We start from the raw sequence: 21409 nt of genomic DNA, 5'->3' as shown, positions 1-21409 counted from the left end.
ATAGATATGAAACGGTTCGCAAGGTGGGTGTTGTTGTTGGCGGTCAGCGTGGCCGTCACGGTCCCGCTCACCCTGGCCGGTGTGCCGTCGGCAGCACTGTTCGCCGCGCTGGTGGTCGGCATCGCCCTGGCGCTGGCCGCCGTGGCCCCGGCGGGTGTGCCGCGTCGCGCCGGGGTTGCCGCGCAGGGCGTACTCGGGGTGTACATCGGCACCATGGTGTCGCAGAACGCCGTCGGCGCCCTCGGCCCGAACTGGCTGCCGGTGCTCGGCGTCGCCGTGGGCACCCTGCTGCTGTCGGTGCTCGCCGGCGCACTGCTCGGGCTGCACCGTGATGTCAGCCCACTGACCGGATCGCTGGCCCTGGTGGCCGGGGGCGCGTCGGGCCTGGTGGCCATCGCACGCGAACTCGGCGGTGACGACCGGGTGGTCTCGGTGGTGCAGTATCTGCGGGTCGCGCTGGTCACGGCGTCGATGCCGCTGGTGGTCACCCTCGTCTACCACGCCGACAAAACCCACGGACACGCCGGCGCCCCGGGTGAAAGCGCCACGGCCCCTTGGTATCTGAGCCTGGCCATGCTGGTCGGGCTGGTGCTCGTCGGGTCCACTGCCGGCAGGTTGATCCGATTGCCGGGCGCCGGCCTGCTCGGGCCGTTGGCGCTGACGGTGGTGCTGCAACTGACCGGCTTGTCGTTCGGGCTCAGCGTGCCCGCCGTGCTGGTCCAGGCCGGCTACCTGGTCATCGGCTGGCAGGCCGGTCTGGCCTTCACGCGGGATTCGCTGCGCGCGGTCGCCCGCATCCTGCCCACGGCGCTGGCACTGATCGTGGTGCTCGGCGTCGCCACCGCCGGTCTCGGCGTCGCGCTGGCCCACCTCGCCGGCCTCACCCCGCTGGAGGGGTACCTGGCCACCAGCCCGGGCGGGGTGTACGCGGTCCTGGCCACCGCCGTCGAGACCGGCTCCAACGTGACCTTCATCATCGCCGCCCAAGTGGTCCGCATCCTGCTGATGCTGTTCGCCGCACCCCTGCTGGCCCGGGGGATGGCCAGGCTGGGCGGCCGGCGACGGACCGCGGTGCGCGCCGTGGTGACCACCGGGAGTTAGCGCCGGCCCGGGCCCGTGCTCAGAGCCGTTCGATGACGGCGGCCAGCAGGGCGCCCATCCGCGTCGCCGACTGCCGGCCGGCTTCCAGCACCTCGGCGTGCGACAGCGGCTGGCCCGTCATCCCGGCGGCCAGATTCGTCACCAGCGACACGCCCAGCACCTGTGCGCCGGCCGCCCGTGCGGCGATGGTCTCGTGCACCGTCGACATCCCCACCAGGTCGGCGCCGAGCGTGCGCAACATCCGGATCTCGGCCGGGGTCTCGTAATGCGGGCCCGGTAACCCGGCGTAGACCCCTTCGGTCAGCGTCGGGTCGATCTCCCGGGCCAAGGCGCGCAGCCGCGGCGCGTACGCGTCCACCAGGTCGACGAACTGGGCCCCCACCAGCGGGGAGCGCGCGGTCAGGTTGAGGTGATCGCCGATCAGTACCGGCTCGCCGACCCGGTACTCGGCGCGCAGCCCGCCCGCGGCATTGGTGAGCACCACGGTGCGCGCGCCCGCCGCGCACGCGGTGCGCACCGGATGCACCACATGACGCAGATCGTGGCCCTCGTAGGCGTGGATGCGGCCCACCAGCACCAGCGCATGGCGGGCACCGACCGGGATGGACAGCACCCGGCCGCCGTGTCCGGCCGCGGTGGGCGGGGTGAAACCGGGCAGCTCGGCCATCGGGATGGTGGCGCTCGGCGTCCCGAGCTGCTCGACGGCGGGCGCCCAGCCGGAGCCCAGCACCACGGCCACATCGTGGGCGTCGACACCGGTGCGGTCCCGGATCGCCTGCGCGGCGGTATCGGCCGTCAGCTGTGGATCAGTCACGAATGAGATACTGCCAGGATGCCCACGATCACCGCGTTGTCGAGCGTCGAGGATGCCGTCAATCGGCATCGCGGGGATCTGATCGAGCTGTCCCACGCGATTCACGCCGAGCCCGAGCTGGCGTTCGAGGAACACCGCAGCTGCGCCAAGTCGCAGGCGCTGGCGGCCGAGCGCGGGTTCGCGGTGACTCCCGCGGCCGGCGGATTGCCGACCGCGTTCCGGGCCGAGTACGGCAGCGGCCCACTGGTGGTCGGGATCTGCGCCGAGTACGACGCGCTGCCGGGCATCGGCCATGCCTGCGGGCACAACATCATCGCCGCCTCCGCCGTGGGCACCGCGCTGGCGCTGGCCGAGGTGGCCGACGAGCTGGGCTTGACCGTGGTGCTGCTGGGCACCCCCGCCGAGGAGACCGGCGGCGGAAAAGCCTTGTTGCTCAAGGCCGGAACCTTCGACGACATCGCCGCGACGGTGATGCTGCATCCCGGTCCGGTCGATATCGCCGCGGCGCGCTCGCTGGCCCTGTCCGAGGTCGCCGTCGGGTACACCGGGCGGGAATCGCACGCCGCGGTCGCACCGCACCTGGGCATCAACGCCGCCGACGCACTGACCGTCACGCAGGTGGCCATCGGGTTGCTGCGCCAGCAGCTGGCGCCCGGGCAGATGGTGCACGGCCTGGTCACCGAGGGCGGCCAAGCCAGCAACATCATCCCGGCGCACACCGAACTGCGCTACACCATGCGCGCCACCACCATGGAGTCGCTGCGCGAACTGGAGCAGCGGATGGCGGGCTGTTTCACGGCCGGGGCCGTGGCGACCGGCTGCACGCACACCGTCGCCGAAACCGCCCCGAGCTACGACGCGCTGGCGCCCGACGGGTTCCTGTCCGAGGTGTTCCGCGCCGAGATGCTGCGGTTCGGGCGGACGCCGGTGGCCAAGGAGCTGGAGACGGCACTCCCCCTGGGCAGCACCGACATGGGCAACGTCACCCAGGTGATGCCCGGGATCCATCCGGTGGTCGGGGTGGACGCCGGGGGCGCATCGATTCACCAGCCGGAGTTCACCACCGCTGCGGCGGGCCCGTCCGCCGACAAGGCCGTCGTCGAAGGAGCAATCATGTTGGCCCGCACGGTGGTTGCGTTGGCGCAGAACGCAACCGAGCGCGACCGCGTGCTAACCGCGCACGACCGGCGACGGAGGGATTCGCGTTCATGAGCCTGCGCGCGCACACCGAGGCCTGGGTGACCGCCCATCACGACGATCTGGTGGCCTGGCGTCGGCATATCCACACCCACCCCGAACTGGGCAGGCAAGAATTCGCCACCACCGAGTTCGTCGCCAACCTGCTGGCCGACGCCGGGCTGAATCCGAAGGTGTTGCCCGGCGGCACGGGGCTGACGTGTGATTTCGGTCCCGACGACGGGCCGCGGGTGGCACTGCGCGCCGACATGGACGCCCTGCCGATGGCCGAGCGCACCGGGCTGCCGTTCGCGTCGACGGTGCCGGGCGTGGCGCACGCCTGCGGGCACGACGCGCACACCGCGGTGCTGCTCGGCGCGGCGCTCGCGCTGGCGTCGGCCCCGGAATTGCCGGTCGGGGTCCGGTTGATCTTCCAGCCCGCCGAGGAATTGATGCCCGGCGGGGCGATCGACGCGGTGGCAGCCGGGGCGGTGTCCGGGGTGTCGCGGATCTTCGCACTGCACTGTGACCCGCGCCTGGAGGTGGGCAAGGTGGCCACCCGGCCCGGGCCCATCACCTCGGCGGCCGACTCGATCGAGATCACCCTGCACTCGCCGGGCGGGCACACCTCGCGCCCGCACCTGACCGGAGACCTGGTGTATGCGCTGGGCACGTTGATCACCGGGGTGCCCGGAGTGCTGTCGCGCCGGATCGACCCCCGGCTGAGCACGGTGATGGTCTGGGGTGCCGTCAACGCCGGGGTGGCCGCCAACGCCATTCCACAGACCGGGACGTTGGCCGGCACCATCCGCACGGCCAGCAGGGAAACCTGGCTGACGCTGGAATCCCTTGTCCGGGATACGGTCTCGTCGTTGTTGGCGCCGCTGACGGTGGAGCATGCGGTGAACTACCGCCGCGGTGTGCCGCCGGTGGTGAACGAGGAGACCTCCACCCGCATCCTCACCCACGCCATCGAGGCGTTGGGTCCCGACGCGCTGGCCGACACCCATCAGTCCGGCGGCGGTGAGGACTTCTCCTGGTATCTGGAGGAGGTGCCCGGCGCCATGGCCCGGCTCGGCGTGTGGTCCGGCCGCGGCCCCCAGCTGGATCTGCACCAGCCCACCTTCGACCTGGACGAGCGCGCCCTGGCCGTCGGCGTCCAGGTGATGTCCAACCTCGTCGAACACTCCGCCGTCTGACTTCTGCCGCTCGCCAAAGAAAGCGCTAGGTGCCGGGGCCGACGTTGGCGGAGGGGCGGGTGCGCAGGTCGTGGACGTACTCCGGGGGTGCGCCGGCGATCTCGGCGGCATCGGCCATCACCCCGAGATACCGGGCCGACGGCAGGCCGCCCTCCCAGGCATCCACCACATAGAGCCAGGCCAGCACAGGGTCGGTGGTGGTGTCCGAGGACAGCCGGTCCACCCGGCAGCGGATCTTCTTGTGGAAGCCGAGCTCGGAACCCTCCCACCGGTCGAGGTTGGCCTCGTCCTCCTTGGTCATGTCGTAGAGCACCACGAAGACCTTCTCGTCGGGATCCTCGACCAGGGTCGCCAGCGCGCCCTCCCAGCCGATGTCCGCGCCGCCGAAGGTCAGGCGCCACCCGTGTAGCCAGCCGGTGCCGGCCACCGGCGAATGCGGGGCGCGCTGCAGCATCTGCTCGGGATGCATGTTCGACCCGTAAGCGGCGTAGAGCGGCACGGGCCAACTTTAGGCGGTCCGGCGGGCGGGAGCGAAGCGACCCGGGGGATTGGCACGGTGGGGGAGAGCGAAGCGACCCGGGGGATCGGCACGTGTGGGTTCGGCCGCAGTCACCCACTACGTTAAGGACGTGCCCACCCGGATCGTGATCATCGGCGGCGGACCCGCCGGCTACGAAGCAGCCCTGGTCGCCGCATCCCGCGGCGCCGACGTCGCTCAAGTCACCGTCGTCGACAGTGACGGTATCGGCGGCGCCTGCGTGTTGTTCGACTGCGTGCCGTCCAAGACGTTCATCGCCTCGACCGGCGTACGCACCGAGTTGCGCCGCGCCAACGGTCTGGGCTTCGACATCGCCATCGAGGACGCCAAGATCTCGCTGGCGCAGATCCACAACCGGGTCAAGACCCTGGCCCGCTCGCAGTCGGCCGATATCGGTGCGACCCTGCTGAATGCCGGCGTGACCGTGGTCAAGGGCCGCGGCGAACTCGTCGACAGCGTTCCCGGCATGGCTCATCACCGCGTCAAGGTGTCCACGCCCGACGGCAAGGTCGGGGTGCTCAAGGCCGATGTGGTGCTCATCGCCACCGGCGCCACCCCGCGGGTGCTGCCGGGGGCGGTCCCCGACGGCGAGCGCATCCTGAACTGGCGCCAGCTCTACGACCTGACCGAGCTGCCCGAGCATCTGGTGATCGTCGGGTCGGGGGTCACCGGCGCGGAATTCTGCAGCGCGTACACCGAACTCGGGGTGAAGGTCACCGTGGTGGCCAGCCGCGACCAGATCCTGCCGCACGAGGACTCCGACGCCGCCGCGGTGCTGGAGGAGGCGTTCTCCGAGCGCGGGGTGTCGCTGGTCAAGAACGGCCGCGCCGACTCGGTGGTCCGCACCGATGCTGGGATCAAGGTCACACTGGCCGACGGCCGCACCGTCGAGGGCAGCCACGCCCTGATGACCGTCGGTTCGGTGCCCAACACCGGCGGCCTCGGTCTGGAGAACGCCGGTATCGAACTCGGCCCCGGCAACTACCTGGCGGTGGACCGGGTGTCGCGCACCACGGCGCCGGGCATCTACGCCGCCGGCGACTGCACAGGTCTGCTGCCGCTGGCCTCGGTGGCCGCCATGCAGGGCCGCATCGCGATGTATCACGCGCTCGGCGAGGGGGTGAACCCCATCCGGTTGCGCACCGTCGCGTCGGCCACCTTCACCCGGCCCGAGATCGCCGCGGTCGGGGTGCCGCAGACCAAGATCGACGACGGCACCGTGCCCGCCAGAACCCTGATGCTGCCGCTGACGACCAACGCCCGCGCAAAGATGTCGTTGCTGCGCTTCGGTTTCGTCAAGATCTTCTGCCGGCCGGCCACCGGCGTGGTCATCGGCGGTGTGGTGGTCGCGCCCATCGCGTCGGAGTTGATCCTGCCGATCGCCCTGGCGGTGCAGAACCGGATCTCGGTGGGTGACCTGGCCCAGACGCTGTCGGTGTACCCGTCGTTGTCCGGGTCCATCGTGGAAGCGGCGCGCCGGCTGATGGCCCATGACGATCTCGACTAGCGACCTGGACTAAAGGCGAGTTCGGCACCGCGGCGCGGCGCATCGCCGGGTGGGGCAACGTAGGCTCGGAATCGTGACTGACCCGATCTCAGGCAATGGTCAAGCTCAGCTCGGGCCCGACCAGCGTGCGACGGCCTGGCAGCGGCTGGGCAGTGAACAGTTCGACGTCGTGGTCATCGGTGGCGGTGTGGTCGGCTCCGGAGCGGCACTGGACGCCGCGACGCGCGGACTGCGGGTCGCCCTGGTCGAAGCCCGCGATTTCGCATCCGGAACGTCGAGCCGCAGTTCCAAGATGTTCCACGGTGGCCTGCGCTACCTGGAGCAACTGGAGTTCGGCCTGGTTCGCGAGGCGCTGCACGAGCGCGAGCTGTCGCTGACGACGCTGGCCCCCCACCTGGTCAAGCCGCTGCCGTTCCTGTTCCCGCTGACCAAACGGCTGTGGGAGCGGCCCTACGTCGCCGCCGGCATCTTCCTCTACGACCAGCTGGGCGGCGCGAAATCCGTTCCGCCACAAAAGCATCTGCTCAAGGCCGGGGCGTTGCGGCTGGCTCCGGGGCTCAAGCGGAGTTCGCTCATCGGCGGTATCCGCTACTACGACACCGTCGTCGACGACGCCCGGCACACCATGACGGTGGCGCGCACGGCCGCCCACTACGGCGCGGTGGTGCGGACCTCGACGCAGGTGGTGGCGCTGCTGCGGGAGGGCGACCGGGTCACCGGGGTGAAGGTGCGCGACTCCGAGAACGGTGCGGTGACCGAGGTGCGCGGCCACGTGGTGGTCAACGCCACCGGGGTGTGGACCGACGAGATCCAGGCACTGGCCAAGGAGCGCGGCCGGTTCCGGGTGCGGGCCTCCAAGGGGGTGCACATCGTGGTGCCGCGGGACCGCGTCGTCAGCGAGGTGGCGATCATCCTGCGCACCGAGAAGTCGGTGCTGTTCGTCATCCCGTGGGGCACGCACTGGATCATCGGCACCACCGACACCGACTGGAATCTCGATCTCGCGCACCCGGCCGCGACCAAGGCCGATATCGACTACATCCTCGGCCACGTCAACACGGTGCTGGCCACCCCGTTGACGCACGACGATATCGACGGGGTGTACGCCGGGTTGCGGCCGCTGCTGGCGGGCGAGAGCGAGGAGACCTCGAAGCTGTCCCGCGAGCACGCGGTGGCGGTGCCCTCGCCAGGACTGGTGGCCATCGCGGGTGGCAAATACACCACCTACCGGGTGATGGGTGCCGACGCGATCGACGCCGCAGCCGAGTTCGTGCCGACCCGGGTGGCGCCGTCGATCACCGAGAAGGTGCCGCTGATGGGGGCCGACGGCTACTTCGCACTGGTGAACCAGACCGAGCATGTCGGCAGGCACTACGGCCTGCACCCGTACCGGGTGCGGCATCTGCTGGACCGGTACGGGTCGCTGATCGGCGAGGTGCTGGCCATGGCCTCCCCAGACGGGGTGGTGCAGCCCGAACTGCTGGAGCCGATCACCGCAGCCCCGGTGTACCTCAAGGTGGAGGCGGTGTACGCGGCGGCCGCGGAGGGTGCCCTGCATCTGGAGGACATCCTGGCCCGCCGCATGCGCATCTCGATCGAGTATCCGCATCGCGGGGTGGACTGTGCGGCCGAGGTCGCCGAAGTCGTTGCGCCCGTTCTGGGTTGGAGTGCCGCGGACGTGGACCGGGAGGTGCGGACCTACCTGGCCCGGGTGGAGGCCGAGGTGCAATCCCAGACCCAGCCCGACGACACGTCCGCCGACGCGCTGCGGGCCGCCGCGCCGGAGGCCAGGGCCGAGATCCTGGAACCGGTACCGCTGAATTGAGCGTGCCGGGTCGGCCGGGTTACGACGGTATCGGCCCGTCCCGACTGCGGGTGCAGGGCGGCAATCTGCACGACGAGCTGCAGCGGCGTTTCGGTGGCGGCGCCAAGGTGCTTGCCGGCGAGGTGTTCTGCGCCGACGGCACCGTGGCCGACGCATCCACCGTGCTGCCTGCCGGCGCCCATGTCTTCCTGTACCGCGAGCTGCCCGACGAGGTGCCGGTGCCCTTCGCGATGCCCGTCCTGTACCGCGACGACGACATCGTGGTGGTCGACAAGCCGCATTTCCTGGCCACCATGCCGCGCGGCGGGCATGTCGCCCAGACCGCCTTGGTGCGGTTGCGCCGCGAGTTGGAGCTGCCGGAGCTGAGCCCGGCGCACCGGCTGGACCGGCTGACGGCCGGGGTGCTGTTGTTCACGGCGCGCCGTGCGGTTCGTGGCGCGTATCAGACGATGTTCGCCGCGGGGTCGGTGCACAAGACGTATCTGGCCAGGGCCACCGGCACGCCGACCGTCGAACTGCCCACGGTGCTGCGCAGCCGGATCGTCAAAGAACGCGGCCGGTTACAGGCTTTCGAGGTGCCGGGGGAGCCCAACGCCGAGACCCATGTCGAAGCCCTCGGCAACGAGCGCTACCGCCTGTCCCCGCGGACCGGCCGCACGCACCAATTGCGCGTGCACCTGGCCTCGATCGGCATCCCGATCGACAACGATCCGCTCTATCCCGATGTGATCGATATCGCACCGGGGGACTTCTCCCGGCCACTGCGGCTGCTGGCGCAGCGGCTGGCGTTCCGGGACCCCCTCAGCGGCGTGTTCCGCGAATTCGTCAGTCACCGGACATTATTAACGTGACCGATAAATCGTTCGCTGCACCGACCGGAATTGCCGATCGGACGGGATTCAGTTCGCCTTGCGAATGAATTGGGCAATGCCGCCGTAGTGACGCAGCGTGTGCGTCTCGGCCAGCGGATTACGGTCGAAGATGTACTCGACATAAAGCTTGTTGATATTGCGGGCCAACGACGGCGGGATGTTGTCGATGACCTGCGCTTCGAGTCCCTCGATATCGATCTTCAGAATGTCGATGTGCCCGTGCTTGCCGATGATTTCCTTCAGCACGGTCTGCGAATTGACGCATGTCACGGTGAGGGTGTGGTCCAGGTGTGCGTTCACCCCGCCGTACCGGCCGCTGTCCTCCCAGCCGAACTCCACCTCACCGTCGCTCACGCCGACCGCGACCTCACGGAGTTCGTACCGGCCCTCGAAGGGGTGCAGATTGTCCTTGAGCTTGGCCACGTTGGACGGTAGCGGCTCGAAAAGGTAGGCATAGGCCGCCGGGGTGCGGGTGAGGAAGTACGCGGCGGAGATGCCGATATTCGATCCGAAATCGACGATCACCTCGTCGGAGTTGTCGGCGTGGTAGTCGTCGCGGCAGAAGATCTCGTTGACCGTGAGCACGTCGTGCGCCGAATTCAGCCGCAGCGCCAGCCAGGACTGCGGGGTGCGAACGCGGACGGTGTACGGATACTCGCCGGTCCCGGCGAGGTAACGGGCGAACATCCGGAGCGGATGGTCGTAAAGCCGCACCATGTTGCGGGCGGCGACATAATGTCGGCGTTGCAACAACGAACTCGCAATTATCCCCAACTTGCGTCCAGCAACCTGCATCTTCACCTCCGTCGTCGCGGGGGCGCGCTAATCAGCAAGGCTCGTATTTCCCCTCGTGCGCGCCTAGATTAACTGTCGGGCTCGTCAAATACTTGCCCGGGCCGTCGTTGGTCGCGAGCGAGCGGTGTGACCGCCTCCATCGTGGCTGTCGATGTTCATTGCTGAGTATGCACGCAAGTACCCGCCTCGCGCTAAACCTAGACATTTGCCGCACCACCGGATCTGGTCCGATCCGACGGCGATGACCTGCCGTGATCTGGTCTACTGGCCGGCATGGATCGCACCCGGTTCGACACGCTGTTCGACATGTCCGGACGCACCGTCGTGGTCACCGGCGGCACCCGGGGGATCGGCCTCGCGCTGGCCGAGGGTTTCGCGCTGGCCGGGGCCCGAGTGGTGGTGGCCAGCCGCAAGCCCGACGCGTGTGCGGCCGCCGCGCAGGGGCTGCGGAGCCTGGGCGCGGCCGCCATCGGGGTGCCGGCGCATCTGGGCAACGTCGACGATCTGGCGGTGCTGGTGGACCGCACGGTCGCCGAGTTCGGCGGGATCGACGTGGTGGTCAACAACGCCGCCAATGCCTTGGCGCAGCCCGTCGGGTCGATGACGGTGCAGGCGTGGGACAAGTCGTACGCGGTCAATGTGCAGGGCCCGGTGTTCCTGGTCCAACACGCACTGCCCCATCTGCAGCGCAGCCCTGCCGCGGCGGTGCTGAACGTGGTGTCGGTGGGCGCATTCACCTTCGCGCCGTCCCTGTCCATCTATGCCTCGGCCAAGGCCGCCCTGATGTCGGTGACCCGCTCGATGGCGGCGGAGTTCGCACCGCTGGGCATCCGGGTCAACGCGATCGCCCCCGGGCCGGTCGACACTGACATGATGCGCAACAATCCGCCGGAGGCGATCGACGCGATGGCGGCGAAGACCTTGATGCAGCGCCTGGCGTCGCCCGACGAAATGGTCGGGGCCGCACTGCTGTTGTGCTCCGGGGCGGGTAGTTACATCACCGGTCAGGTGGTGATCGTCGACGGGGGCGGCACGCCGCGGTGATGCGCCGCGGACACACCGGCGTCAGTCTGCACTGCGCCAACCCCGCACCCCGACGGCGATCATCCGCATCTGTTTGACGGCGATGCGCTTGATCTCCTCCAGTGCGGCGGCGTCGGCGGCATCCTCGGTGGTCTCGGCGATCGAGATCATGGCGTTGACGAACAGGTTGGCCAGGATGTTGAGATCCTCGCTGCTCCAATTCTTCAGGCCGGGGAACCGGGCCAGGTCGATGGCGAGTTCGGAAGTGAGAAGCCGGATTTCGGTGCGAATGGCGTAGCGCAGCACGGCCACGCCGCTGGCCCGTTCGCGGGTGATGAAACGCCAGTGCTCGCGGCGCTCGCTGATGCTCGCGATGAGGATCTCGGCGGAGGAATCGATGACGTGGTTCGGATCGAGTTTTCCGGCGCGCGCGCCGCGGAGCATGTCGCGCAGCGACCGGAACGATTCGTCGATCAGCACCAGGCCCAGTGATTCCATCGAATCGAAATGCCGATAGAAGGCCGCCGGCACGATGCCCGCCTTGCGGGTCACCTCGCGCAGGCTCAGTCCGGTGAAACTGCCCTCCTCGAGCAGTTCCAGTGCGGCCGAGACGATCGCCCGACGAGTGACCTCTTTGCGTTCCTCTCGGGACAGGGTGTCTCGCGACCGCGACCGACTCGAGCGTGCGGGCCGCCCAGTGCGGGACCTCGGAGCCTCACTATCCACAACCACCGAGCGTACAACCGGACACGGCTGCGCTCCGGCCGGTGTTCCGGTGTCAAGTGTTTGTGAATTCGGAGTACGACTGTTCACTATGTTATGCCCGTCACAACCTGCTAGTTTTCCTTGACCGTGCACTTCTTACCGACTCACAGTGTACATATGTTCACCGAAACATTGACGCACAGGTTGCGGGACCGGGTGCTCCGGTCGCCGCTGCTGGATCTGCTCACCGGACCACACGGCGTCGATCGCTACACCGAGATCGTCGATCCGGTCTGGATCAAGGGCAGCGCGCGCGCCAAGGTGGTGGCCGTCCGCCGCCAGAGCTCCCGCAGCGTCACCTTGACGCTGGAACCCAACGCCGCCTTCGCCGGTTTCCGTGCCGGCCAGCACATCAACCTGTCCGTCGAGATCGACGGCCGCCGGCGCACCCGGCCCTACTCGCCGGCCAGCGCCGAGGGCAGCCGACTGGTCGAGCTGACCATCGGTCTGCACGACGGCGGCCTTGTCTCGACCTATCTCTACGAGAACGCCAAGCCGGGGATGATCGTCGGCCTGGACTCCGTCGGCGGCGACTTCTTCATGCCTGCCGTGCGGCCCCGGCGCATCCTGTTCGTCTCCGGCGGCAGCGGGATCACCCCGGTGATGTCGATGCTGCGGACGCTGCTCGCCGAAGGGTTCACCGGGCAGATCGCCTTCGTGCACTACGCCCGGTCGGCCGCCCAGGCCTGCTACCGCGACGAACTCGACACCCTGCCCGGGGTGAAGGTGCTGCATGGCTACACCCGCGACGATCGCGGTGCCGACCTGGACGGGTACTTCGCCCCGCATCACCTGTCGGCCGCCATGTCCGACCCCGACGCGGTGTTCGTGTGCGGCCCACCTGCCCTGGTCGACGCGGTGCAGACGCTGCGCCCGGATGCGCGGTCGGAGAGCTTCGTGCCGCCCGTGTTCGCCGCCCCGGACGCCGCCGGCGGCGGCACGATCACCTTCACCGGCAGCGGCGTCGAGGTGGTCGACAGCGGGAAGACGCTGCTGGAACAGGCCGAGGCGGCCGGGCTGCAGCCCGAGAGCGGCTGCCGGATGGGCATCTGCTTCAGCTGCACCAGGACCAAAACCCAAGGCGCGGTGCGCAATCTGCTCAACGGCGCGGTGTCCACCGACGCCTGCGAAGACATCCGGATCTGCATCACCGCTCCCGTCGGTGACGTGGCGATCGACCTTTGAGAACTGTTGGCTTCCAACGTGAAAGGCATGTCATGACCACACTCGAATTACCCGCCAGCTCGACCACGCCGGCCCCGGCGCCCGCCGCTGTGACCTCCGCGAAGTACACCCTCACCCCCGAACAGTTCGAGGCCTTCGGTGCCGAACTCGACGCCATTCGCGAGCGCGCCCTGGCCGATCTCGGTGAGCGCGACGCCACCTACATCCGCAAGATCATCAAGTGGCAGCGCAGCCTGGAGGTCGGCGGGCGCGCCCTGCTGTTCCTGCCGCCGGCCTGGCCGATCGGCACGGCGCTGCTGGGCCTGTCGAAGATCCTGGACAACATGGAGATCGGCCACAACGTCATGCACGGCCAGTACGACTGGATGGGCGATCCGGCGTTGCGCGGTCAGAACTTCGAATGGGATTCGGCCTGCCCGTCCAATCAGTGGCGGCACTCGCACAACTACATGCACCACACCTACACCAACATCGTGGACCTGGACCGCGATATCGGCTACGGCGTGCTGCGGATGAGCGAAGATCAGCGGTGGCATCCGTACTACCTGGGCAATCCGCTCTACGCGTTCCTGCTGATGGTGTTCTTCCAGTACGGCGTGGCGCTGCACGAACTGGAGACCGAGCGGATCCGCGCCGGCGAGATCAAGCTGCGGGACAAGAAGGACATGCTCACCGAGATGTGGGCCAAGGTCAAGAAGCAGACCATCAAGGACTATGTCGCCTTCCCGCTGTTGGCCGGCCCGTTCGCGCCTTTTGTGTTCGCGGGCAATATGACCGCCAACCTGATGCGCAACGTGTGGTCCTACACCATCATCTTCTGCGGGCACTTCCCCGAGGGCACCCACGAGTTCACCGTGGAGGAGACCCGCGACGAGACCCGTGGCCAGTGGTACTACCGGCAGCTGCTGGGCTCGGCGAACCTGACTGGTGGCAAGTGGTTCCACATCTTCAGTGGCAACCTGTCCTTCCAGATCGAACACCACCTGTTCCCGGACATCCCCGCGCACCGGTACGCCGAGATCTCCGGCGAGGTGAAGGAGATCTGTGGGCGCTACGGCCTGCCGTACAACGGTGGACCGCTGCACACCCAGTTCTTCTCGGTGGTCAAGAAGATCTGTCGGCTGGCCCTGCCCTGGAAGTGATTACGCCGCCTGGCAATTCGGGCACCAGTAGCTGATCCGGTCGCCGCTGCCGTCCACCTCGATGGTGGTACCGCAGCGGCGACACGGTTCGCCCGCCCGGCCGTACACCCACAGCTGCCGCCCGCGCCGGGTGTCGCCGGTGGTGCAGCGGTTCCATCGGGATCGGTTGAGCCACAACATGTCCCGGGCCCGCTGCACCAACCGCAGCGGGTCCTCGACGCTGTCCACCCGGGCGGTGGGCCTGCGACCGAAGACGAAGCACAGCTCGTTGGCGTACACGTTGCCCACCCCGGCCATCACCCGTTGGTCCAGCAGGGCCTGTGCCAGCGGCCTGCCGGGATCGGCGGCCAAATTGGCCGCGGCCAGCCGCGGATCCCAGTCCGGGCCGAGCAGGTCCGGGCCCAGATGGGCCACCACCTCCTGATCGTGGGTCCGCTCCAGGACCTCCAGGATGCCCAGGTCGATACCGCTGGCCTGGGTGTCGGCGGTGCCCAGGACGGCGCGGATGCGATGCGGCGCCACCCCGGCGGGACCGATCCGCCAGCTGCCCTCCATCTTCAGGTGCGAGTGGATACTGGCGTCACCGACCCGGATGAACAGGTGCTTGCCCCGGCTGAGCACCTCGTCGACCACTCGGCCGGACAGGTCCACCGTGGCATAGCGCGGCACCCGGATATCGCAGCGCGTCAACGTCTTTCCGGCGAGTGCCTGCCTCAGCTGGGCGGCGGTGTGGAAGACGGTGTCACCTTCGGGCATACCCCCATTACACCGCAACCTCGGTGCGGGCCTTGTGATGGCGGTGTTGACGGTCCAGGGCCGCGAAGTAGAAGGCGTAGGCGAACGCGCAACTGGTGAACAGGCTGGAGACGAAGAACAGCCACGGCCGCCTGATCCCGCGCCGGTACCCGTCGACGACGGTGAACAGCGGCAGCAAGATGACGTTGATGATGGTGTAGTCCTGGCTGGCCGAGCTCGCCGCGGGGTTGGTGTAGCCCAGCGCGATGAACTGCTGCCAGCTGCCCGGACCCCAGATCGGGTTGCTCGACGGGGTGGCGTACTCGGCGACGAAGCGGGCGTTGAAGTAGTAACCCAGGACGGTCGCGGCGATGCCGACGACGTAGAACGTCGCCTCCAGGGCTGATAGCTGGGGTCCGGTGGCCGGCCGGGTGAAGATGGCGCGGTTGGAGCTGACGATCCAGGCGATGACGGCGAATCCGAGGATCAGGTGGACGACGAGCGAGACCATGCCGCCAGTATGAACCCGGCGGCCGCATGTTTTGTCAAATTTGACATTACTGGGTACTCAGCGCAGCCGCAGTCCCCGCGGTGTCCTGGCGAAACCGGCCTCGGTCAGCGCCTGTTGCGCAGCCTCGCGTGCCTCGTCGACCACCGGATCGAGCACCGACACCCCGTTGATCCGCTCCACCAACAACGACGGCACGCGGTGCTCGTGCACCAGCGCGGCCAGCGCATCGGCCGCCGCCTGGTGCGCGCCCGGCTCGGCGCCGAAGCTCAGCAGCGAGCGCCCGCCCCGCTCCAGGAACCAGGCCAAGCGGCCGTCCACCAGCACCACCAGCGCACCGGCCTTGCGGCCCGGGCGAAAGTCCCCGCCCGCCGGCCAGGGCAGCGCGGCGCCGTACGGATTGGCCGGGTCCGTCGCCGCCAGGACGACGGCGTGCCACTCCGGTCGCTCCGGGTCCACCCCGTCCAGATAGCTGCGCAACCGGTCCACGGTCGAGGCGGCGGCGAACTGGGCGCCACCCAGCGACTCGATGAAATAGCCGCGCTGACAACGCCCCGCGTCCTCGAAGGCGGTGAGCACCTTGTACAGCATCGCGAATCCGCCGGGGAAGCCCTCGGTGGCCCCGCGGGTCAGCACACCGTGCCGGTTGAGCAGCAACTCGGCCTGGAAGTGGCTGCGCACGGTGGAATCCAGCTCCGGTGCCGGTAGTGCCGACCAGCGGCCGGACACCTTCGGATCGGCGCGCGGCGTGGGGTGCGCCACGCGATAGCGGCTCAGCCGGGGCGGGCTCTTGCGTTGCCGGTGCGCGGGAGCCCGACGAGACCCGTGCAGCACCGCGCGCACCGGGGCGAAGGTGTCGCCGGTGACCCAGCCGGCCCAGATCAACTCCCACAGTGCGTCGGCGAAGGTGCCGTCCTTGCCGGGCTCGGCCAATTGCCGGAAGAAGTAGGCGCCACCGGCCGACAGGGTGTCCAGGATGCCGCGATGCACGTCGGTGAACTCGATCTCGGCCGCAGCGGCCAGTGTCAGCGGCGCCGACTCGGCGAGGTGAAACACCACCCACCCGTCCGCGGCGCCGATCTGCCCGGCGCCGGACCAGGTGACCTCACCGGAGGCCAGCAACTCGTCGAGCATGGCGGGTTGGTAGTCGGCCACCCGTTGGGGCAGAACAAGCGATTCGACCGCCGAGGCGGGCAGTGCCACCCCGGCCAGCTGGTCGATGACCGCGGCCAACCCGTCGATGCCGCGGTTGTGCTGGCTCCCGATGTGCTGCCAGGCGGGCAGGAACCGGCCGTAGGCCGCGGGGCTGACCGGTTCCACCGCGGCCCGCAGCGCGGCCAGCGAGCGGCGTCGCAGGATCTTCAGAACCGTTGCGTCACACCACTGTTCGCGCGTCGTGGAGACCGCCGCCGACGGGGCGTCGCTGAACTCGCCACGCACCAGCTTGCCGTCGGCGGCCAGCCGGCCCAGCACGTCGGCGGTGACCCGCAACCCCAGACCGAACCGGGCGGCCGCCTCGTCGGTGCTGAATGGCCCTCGGGTGCGGGCGTAGCGGCCGAGCAGCTCACCCAGCGGGTCGTCCGCGCTCTCCAGGAATGTCAACGGCACCCCGACCGGCACCGCCACCCCGACACCGTCGCGCAACAGGCCGATGTCCTCGATCGACGCCCACCAGGTTGCCCCGGCGAACGACACTGTCAGCGCCCGCCGTGCGGTGCGCAGCCCCTCCAGCCAGCCACCGATGTCCTCGGCCGCGCACCGGGCTTTCAGTTCGTCCTCGGTCAGCGGGCCGAGCAGTCGCAACAGGTCGGCGACGCCCTCGGCATCGCGGGCGTGCCGTTCGGGGTCGAGGTGCTGCAACTGCCGGGTGGTGGCCGCGGTGACCTCGGGGTCCAGCAGATCGCGCAGCTCCACCCGGCCCAGCAGTTCGGCCAGCAGCACACTGTCCAGGGACAGGGCCGCGGCCCGGCGCTCGGCCAGCGGGCTGTCGCCCTCGTACATGAAGGCACCCACGTAGCCGAACAGCACCGACGCGGCGAACGGGGACGGCGTGGTGGTCTCCACGTCCACCAGCCGCACCCGGCGCTGGGCGATCCGGCTCATCAGATCGGTCAACGCCGGCACGTCATAGACGTCCTGCAGGCATTCCCGCACCGTCTCCAGCACGATGGGGAAGTCCGGGTACTTGCGCGCGATATCGAGCAGCTGCGCGGCGCGCTGGCGTTGATGCCACAGCGGTGACCGCTTGCCGGGGTGGCGCCGCGGCAGCAGCAGCGCCCGCGCCGCGCACTCGCGGAAACGGGAGGCGAACAATGCCGACCCGCCCACCTCGGCGGTGACGATGGGCTCGATCTCGTCGGCGTCGAACACGAAAATATCGGGCCCGGGCGGCTTTTCGTCGGTGTCGGGGAGTCGCACGATGATGCCGTCGTCGGAGGCGGTCGGTTTCTCGTCGATCCCGTACCGCTCGTGCAGCCGCCGCGACACCGCCAGCGCCAGGGGGCCGTGCACCCGCAACCCGTAGGGGGAATGCAGGATGATCCGCCAGTCGCCCAACTCATCGTGGAAGCGCTCCACCACCAGGGTGGCGTCGGTGGGCACCACCCCGGTGGCCTGGCGCTGCTCGTCGAGCAGCTGCCACAGGTTGTCGGTGGCGAAATCGTCGAAACCCGTTTCCCGGCAGCGCGCCTCGAAGTCCTCGCGTCCCAGGGCCGCCAGCTCGCCGGTGAACCTGCCCACCGCGGCACCCAGTTCGGCGGGGCGGCCCACGCTGTCCCCGCGCCAGAACGGCAGCCGGGCGGGCTGCCCGGGGGCGGGCAGCACCATCACCCGGTCATGGGTGATCTCGGTGATCCGCCAACTGGTCGCGCCCAGTGAGATCACATCACCGGGACGCGACTCGTAGACCATCTCCTCATCGAGTTCGCCTACCCGCGAAGGCTTTTCGGTGGCCAGGTAGACGGTGAACATGCCGCGGTCGGGTATCGACCCGCCGGAGGTGACGGCCAACCGCTGCGCACCTGGCCGTGCGGTGAGGCTGCCGTGATCCCGGTCGTACACCAGGCGGGGACGCAGCTCGGCGAATTCGGTGGACGGATACTTCCCGGACAGCAGGTCCAGCGTGGCCTCGAACGCGCTGCGCGGCAGCGTCGCGAACGGCGCGCTGCGCCGGACAGTGTCGAACCAGGCGTCGGCATCCAGCGGCTCCAGCGCGGCCGCGGCCACCGTGTGTTGGGCCAGGATGTCGAGCGGATTGGCCGGTACCGCCATGGTTTCGATCTCGCCGGCCTGCATGCGGCGCACCGTGACCGCGCAGTCGATCAGATCGGTGCGATGGTTGGGGAACAGCACGCCCTGCGAGATCTCGCCGACCTGGTGGCCGGCCCGGCCGATGCGCTGCAGCCCGCTGGCCACCGACGGCGGCGCCGACACCTGGATCACCAGATCGACCGCGCCCATGTCGATACCCAGCTCCAGGCTGGAGGTGGCGACGACGGCCCGCAGGCGTCCGCTCTTGAGGTCGTCCTCCACCGCGGCACGCTGTTCCTTGCTCACCGAGCCGTGGTGGGCGCGCGCCAGCAGGGTGGGCGCGCCGTGGCTCTGGCCGCTGGCCATCAGTTGGGCGGGTGCCCCGCCACCCACCTTCGGATTGTGGGCCGCGGGCAGCTCGATGCCGGTGCGCTCGGCATGAATCTCGTTGAGCCGTGAGGTGAGCCGTTCGGCCAGCCGCCGGGAGTTCGCGAACACGATCGACGATCGATGCGCTTCGATCAGGTCGACGATGCGTTCCTCGACATCCGGCCAGATCGAGTTGTCGGCCAGGTTCGCCATGTCCGGCACGGGCACCTGAACCTTGAGGTCGAAGGTCTTCTCGGCGGGCGGGGCGACGATGGTGGTCGGACCGGCGCCGGCCAAGAACCGCGCCACCTCCTCGGCCGGGCGCACCGTCGCCGACAATCCGATCCGCTGCGCGGGCGCATCCAGCAGCGCGTCCAGCCGCTCCAGCGAAAGCGCCAGGTGCGCACCACGTTTGGTGCCCGCAACGGCGTGCACCTCGTCGACGATCACGGTGTGCACGGTGGCCAACGTGTCGCGGGCCGACGACGTCAACATCAAGAACAGCGACTCGGGGGTGGTGATCAGCACGTCGGGCGGTGTGGTGATCAGCGCGCGACGCTGCTGCGGTGTGGTGTCCCCGGACCGCACGCCGACGGTGATGTCCGGGGCCGGCGCACCGAGACGTTCGGCCACCCGGGCGATCCCGGTGAGCGGGGTGCGCAGGTTGCGCTCGACGTCGACGGCCAGGGCCTTCAGTGGAGACACGTAGAGCACCTTGGTGCCGGGACCGGGCACACCGCGGGCCAGGCCGTCGATGGCCCACAGGAACGCCGCCAGCGTCTTACCCGACCCGGTGGGCGCGATGACCAGCGTGTGCCGACCGTCGGCGATGGCCGCCCAGGCCTGCGCCTGCGCGGCGGTGGGCGCGGGGAAGGTGCCCGTGAACCACTGCCGGGTCAGCTCGCTGAACCGGCCGAGTGGATCGGGTGTGGCCATGCGTTCATAGTGCCGGGTGGGTCCGACAAGTCGGCGATTCCGCAGCGAACTCGCTTGTCAGCGGGCTGCCGGTGCCACGGCGGCGGCCAGCGCGGCGGGGATGCCGGGCACCCGGCCGATGGCGTCGAGCAGGGCGTGCGCGCACGTGTCGGCGACGAACTCGCCGCCCAGCGTCGGGTCGAGCACGCGCTGGCGGCAGAACTCGAAGGTGAACGCCAGCCAGCCGTAGACCGTGACGCGCAGATCGCGGGCCAGTTCGGGGGTGGGTGCGTCGCCGGCCGCGCCGGTGATCGCGGTGATGATGCGGTCGGCCTGCCGGTCGTTGTCCAGTTCGTCGATGCCGCGCAGCACCGGGTCGGACCGGCCCATGCCCATGTACGCCGCCCAGGCGCCGTGCGGATGCTCCTCGTCGTAACGCAGGTAGGCCAGCACTCCGGCGCGCAGCTGGTCGAACAGGCTCTGTCCGGGTTCGGGCGCGTTGTTGGTGGCCTCGAACAGGCGCTCGCTTTCATTGCGGACCACCGCGGCGAAGAAGGCGCGTTTGTCCGGGAAGTAGTGGTACATCAGCGCGCGGGAGATCCCGGCCCGTTCGGCGATCTCGTCGACGCGGACCTCGTCGTAGGGCCGCTGTCCGAACACCTCGGCGCCGAGAGTCAGCAGCTCGGTCCGCCGGTCGTCGGGGGACAGGCGTCGCCGTGAGGCACCCATGCGGGAATGGTAATGGGCACGTGTCCAACAGCGCAGGGTGACGCGCGCCCGCGCCTCACCCGCCCAGCGAGCGCTGATACCGGCGCATTCCGGCGATCCAGCGCTCATAGTCGGTGCCCTTGCCCCGGTACATGTCCAGCACCGCCGGGTGCGGCAGCACCAGGAACCGGTCGTCGCGCACCCCGGACAGCGTCGCGGCGGCCACCTGCTCGGCGGTGAGCACCTCACCGGCGGTGGTGACCGCGGCACCGGCAACCCGGGTGGCCGCATCGGCCGAGTCCGTGATGTCGTCGAGCAGGGGCGTGGCGACGCCCATCGGGCATACGCAGGTGACACCGATCCCGTTGTCGCCGTAGGTGATGGCCAACCATTCGGCGAACCCGACGGCGGCGTGTTTGGTGACGGCGTACCCGGCCGCACCGACCTGGGTGAGTAGCCCGGCGGCCGAGGCGATGCTGACGAAATGCCCACGGCCGCGCCGTAACCACCCGGGGACCAGAGCATCGGCAGCGCGGATGTGTGCGCGCAGGTTCACCGCCAGGATGCGGTCCCAGTCGGTTTCGCCGCCCAGTCCGGGCGCGCCGATCACACCGGCGTTGGCGACGTAGATGTCGACGGGCCCGAAGGACGCCCGCGCGCTGTCGATCAGCGCGGCGATGCCCTCGACCGACGCGGCGTCGGCATGCAGGCCGACGGCCCGGTCACCGATCCCGTCGGCGGTCGCGGTGGCGGCCTCACCGTCGAGATCGCCGGCCACCACCGATGCCCCGGCCCCGGCGAACGCCTGGGCCAGCGCCCGTCCGATACCCGAGCCCGCTCCGGTGATGACGGCAACGCTGCCCTCGATCCGCATGGGATCTGTCTACCGTACGAACGGGTGTTCAGGTGCACCCGGTTCTGAGCCGGACAGGCGTGCGGCAGCGCCCTTGCGCCCGATCCCCGACAGGAGTATGGTGGAACAT

General features: G+C 69.5%; 18 protein-coding genes. 9 read left to right on the top strand and 9 right to left on the bottom strand.

The features are described 5' to 3' along the window. The first annotated feature begins 6 nt into the window (after positions 1-6). Positions 7-1101: an AbrB family protein gene (locus AWB94_RS08120; protein WP_062659788.1), complete on the top strand. Its 1095-nt coding sequence runs from the start codon at positions 7-9 to the stop codon at positions 1099-1101. 19 nt (positions 1102-1120) lie between these two features. Here AWB94_RS08120 and AWB94_RS08115 read toward each other — a convergent pair whose 3' ends face one another. Further along, the gene (locus AWB94_RS08115; RefSeq protein ID WP_062659787.1) at positions 1121-1915 is read right to left on the bottom strand and encodes a purine-nucleoside phosphorylase; all 795 of its coding nucleotides are present in this window, start codon (positions 1913-1915) and stop codon (positions 1121-1123) included. Between the two features lie 18 nt (positions 1916-1933). On the opposite strand from AWB94_RS08115, the gene AWB94_RS08110 reads away from it, so the two are divergent. Together AWB94_RS08110 and AWB94_RS08105 are read left to right on the top strand one after the other, a co-directional pair. Beyond that, positions 1934-3127 carry a M20 family metallopeptidase gene (locus AWB94_RS08110; protein ID WP_062659786.1) on the top strand — a complete coding sequence of 398 codons (1194 nt, stop codon included), beginning with the start codon at positions 1934-1936 and terminating at the stop codon, positions 3125-3127. Then, the gene (locus tag AWB94_RS08105) at positions 3124-4290 is read left to right on the top strand and encodes an amidohydrolase (RefSeq protein ID WP_062659785.1); all 1167 of its coding nucleotides are present in this window, start codon (positions 3124-3126) and stop codon (positions 4288-4290) included. The genes AWB94_RS08110 and AWB94_RS08105 overlap by 4 nt, the downstream gene beginning before the upstream one ends. Before the next feature lie 25 nt (positions 4291-4315). On the opposite strand, the gene AWB94_RS08100 is transcribed toward AWB94_RS08105, so the two are convergent. Then, positions 4316-4789, bottom strand: a complete 474-nt coding sequence (locus tag AWB94_RS08100; protein WP_062659784.1) for a gamma-glutamylcyclotransferase family protein — start codon at positions 4787-4789, stop codon at positions 4316-4318. Positions 4790-4919: 130 nt separating this feature from the next. On the opposite strand from AWB94_RS08100, the gene AWB94_RS08095 reads away from it, so the two are divergent. From AWB94_RS08095 to AWB94_RS08085, 3 genes are all read left to right on the top strand, one after another. Then, positions 4920-6335, top strand: coding sequence for an NAD(P)H-quinone dehydrogenase (locus tag AWB94_RS08095; RefSeq protein WP_062659962.1), 1416 nt, complete (start codon positions 4920-4922; stop codon positions 6333-6335). Between the two features lie 73 nt (positions 6336-6408). Next, the gene (locus AWB94_RS08090) at positions 6409-8160 is read left to right on the top strand and encodes a glycerol-3-phosphate dehydrogenase/oxidase (protein WP_062659783.1); all 1752 of its coding nucleotides are present in this window, start codon (positions 6409-6411) and stop codon (positions 8158-8160) included. After that, the gene (locus AWB94_RS08085) at positions 8157-9011 is read left to right on the top strand and encodes a pseudouridine synthase (RefSeq protein WP_062659782.1); all 855 of its coding nucleotides are present in this window, start codon (positions 8157-8159) and stop codon (positions 9009-9011) included. The genes AWB94_RS08090 and AWB94_RS08085 overlap by 4 nt, the downstream gene beginning before the upstream one ends. Before the next feature lie 48 nt (positions 9012-9059). Here the strand turns inward: AWB94_RS08085 and AWB94_RS08080 are convergent, their stop codons facing one another. Beyond that, positions 9060-9827 (bottom strand): FkbM family methyltransferase, encoded by a 768-nt coding sequence (locus AWB94_RS08080; protein WP_131805444.1) that lies wholly within the window; start codon positions 9825-9827, stop codon positions 9060-9062. A 273-nt stretch (positions 9828-10100) separates the two neighbouring features. Between AWB94_RS08080 and AWB94_RS08075 the strand changes: the two genes are divergently transcribed. Beyond that, a complete protein-coding gene (locus AWB94_RS08075) occupies positions 10101-10871 on the top strand; it encodes an SDR family NAD(P)-dependent oxidoreductase (protein ID WP_062659780.1) in 771 nt (256 codons plus the stop codon). Positions 10872-10892: 21 nt separating this feature from the next. Here AWB94_RS08075 and AWB94_RS08070 read toward each other — a convergent pair whose 3' ends face one another. Next, positions 10893-11576 (bottom strand): TetR family transcriptional regulator, encoded by a 684-nt coding sequence (locus AWB94_RS08070; RefSeq protein ID WP_084395511.1) that lies wholly within the window; start codon positions 11574-11576, stop codon positions 10893-10895. A 156-nt stretch (positions 11577-11732) separates the two neighbouring features. On the opposite strand from AWB94_RS08070, the gene AWB94_RS08065 reads away from it, so the two are divergent. Continuing rightward, positions 11733-12800: a ferredoxin reductase gene (locus AWB94_RS08065; RefSeq protein WP_062659779.1), complete on the top strand. Its 1068-nt coding sequence runs from the start codon at positions 11733-11735 to the stop codon at positions 12798-12800. An 89-nt stretch (positions 12801-12889) separates the two neighbouring features. Continuing rightward, positions 12890-13942 carry a fatty acid desaturase family protein gene (locus tag AWB94_RS08060; RefSeq protein ID WP_062659960.1) on the top strand — a complete coding sequence of 351 codons (1053 nt, stop codon included), beginning with the start codon at positions 12890-12892 and terminating at the stop codon, positions 13940-13942. Here the strand turns inward: AWB94_RS08060 and nei2 are convergent, their stop codons facing one another. Genes nei2 through AWB94_RS08035 form a run of 5 tightly spaced genes read right to left on the bottom strand, consistent with a single transcriptional unit; the run spans position 13943 to position 21300 of the window. Further along, on the bottom strand, positions 13943-14698 hold the full coding sequence (nei2, locus tag AWB94_RS08055; RefSeq protein WP_062659778.1) for an endonuclease VIII Nei2: 756 nt from the start codon (positions 14696-14698) through the stop codon (positions 13943-13945). Between the two features lie 7 nt (positions 14699-14705). Beyond that, positions 14706-15188 carry a DUF2834 domain-containing protein gene (locus tag AWB94_RS08050; protein ID WP_062659777.1) on the bottom strand — a complete coding sequence of 161 codons (483 nt, stop codon included), beginning with the start codon at positions 15186-15188 and terminating at the stop codon, positions 14706-14708. Positions 15189-15245: 57 nt separating this feature from the next. Next, positions 15246-19739 carry an ATP-dependent helicase gene (locus tag AWB94_RS08045; protein WP_062659776.1) on the bottom strand — a complete coding sequence of 1498 codons (4494 nt, stop codon included), beginning with the start codon at positions 19737-19739 and terminating at the stop codon, positions 15246-15248. A 57-nt stretch (positions 19740-19796) separates the two neighbouring features. After that, the gene (locus AWB94_RS08040) at positions 19797-20447 is read right to left on the bottom strand and encodes a TetR/AcrR family transcriptional regulator (protein WP_062659775.1); all 651 of its coding nucleotides are present in this window, start codon (positions 20445-20447) and stop codon (positions 19797-19799) included. A gap of 55 nt (positions 20448-20502) precedes the next feature. Beyond that, positions 20503-21300, bottom strand: a complete 798-nt coding sequence (locus AWB94_RS08035) for an SDR family oxidoreductase (protein ID WP_062659774.1) — start codon at positions 21298-21300, stop codon at positions 20503-20505. Positions 21301-21409: the final 109 nt, after the last annotated feature.

This window comes from Mycolicibacterium canariasense (genome assembly GCF_002101555.1).
GTDB lineage: Bacteria > Actinomycetota > Actinomycetes > Mycobacteriales > Mycobacteriaceae > Mycobacterium > Mycobacterium canariasense.
The sequence above is the reverse complement of the archived record's forward strand: the minus strand, read 5'-3'. Positions and strand labels throughout refer to the sequence as shown.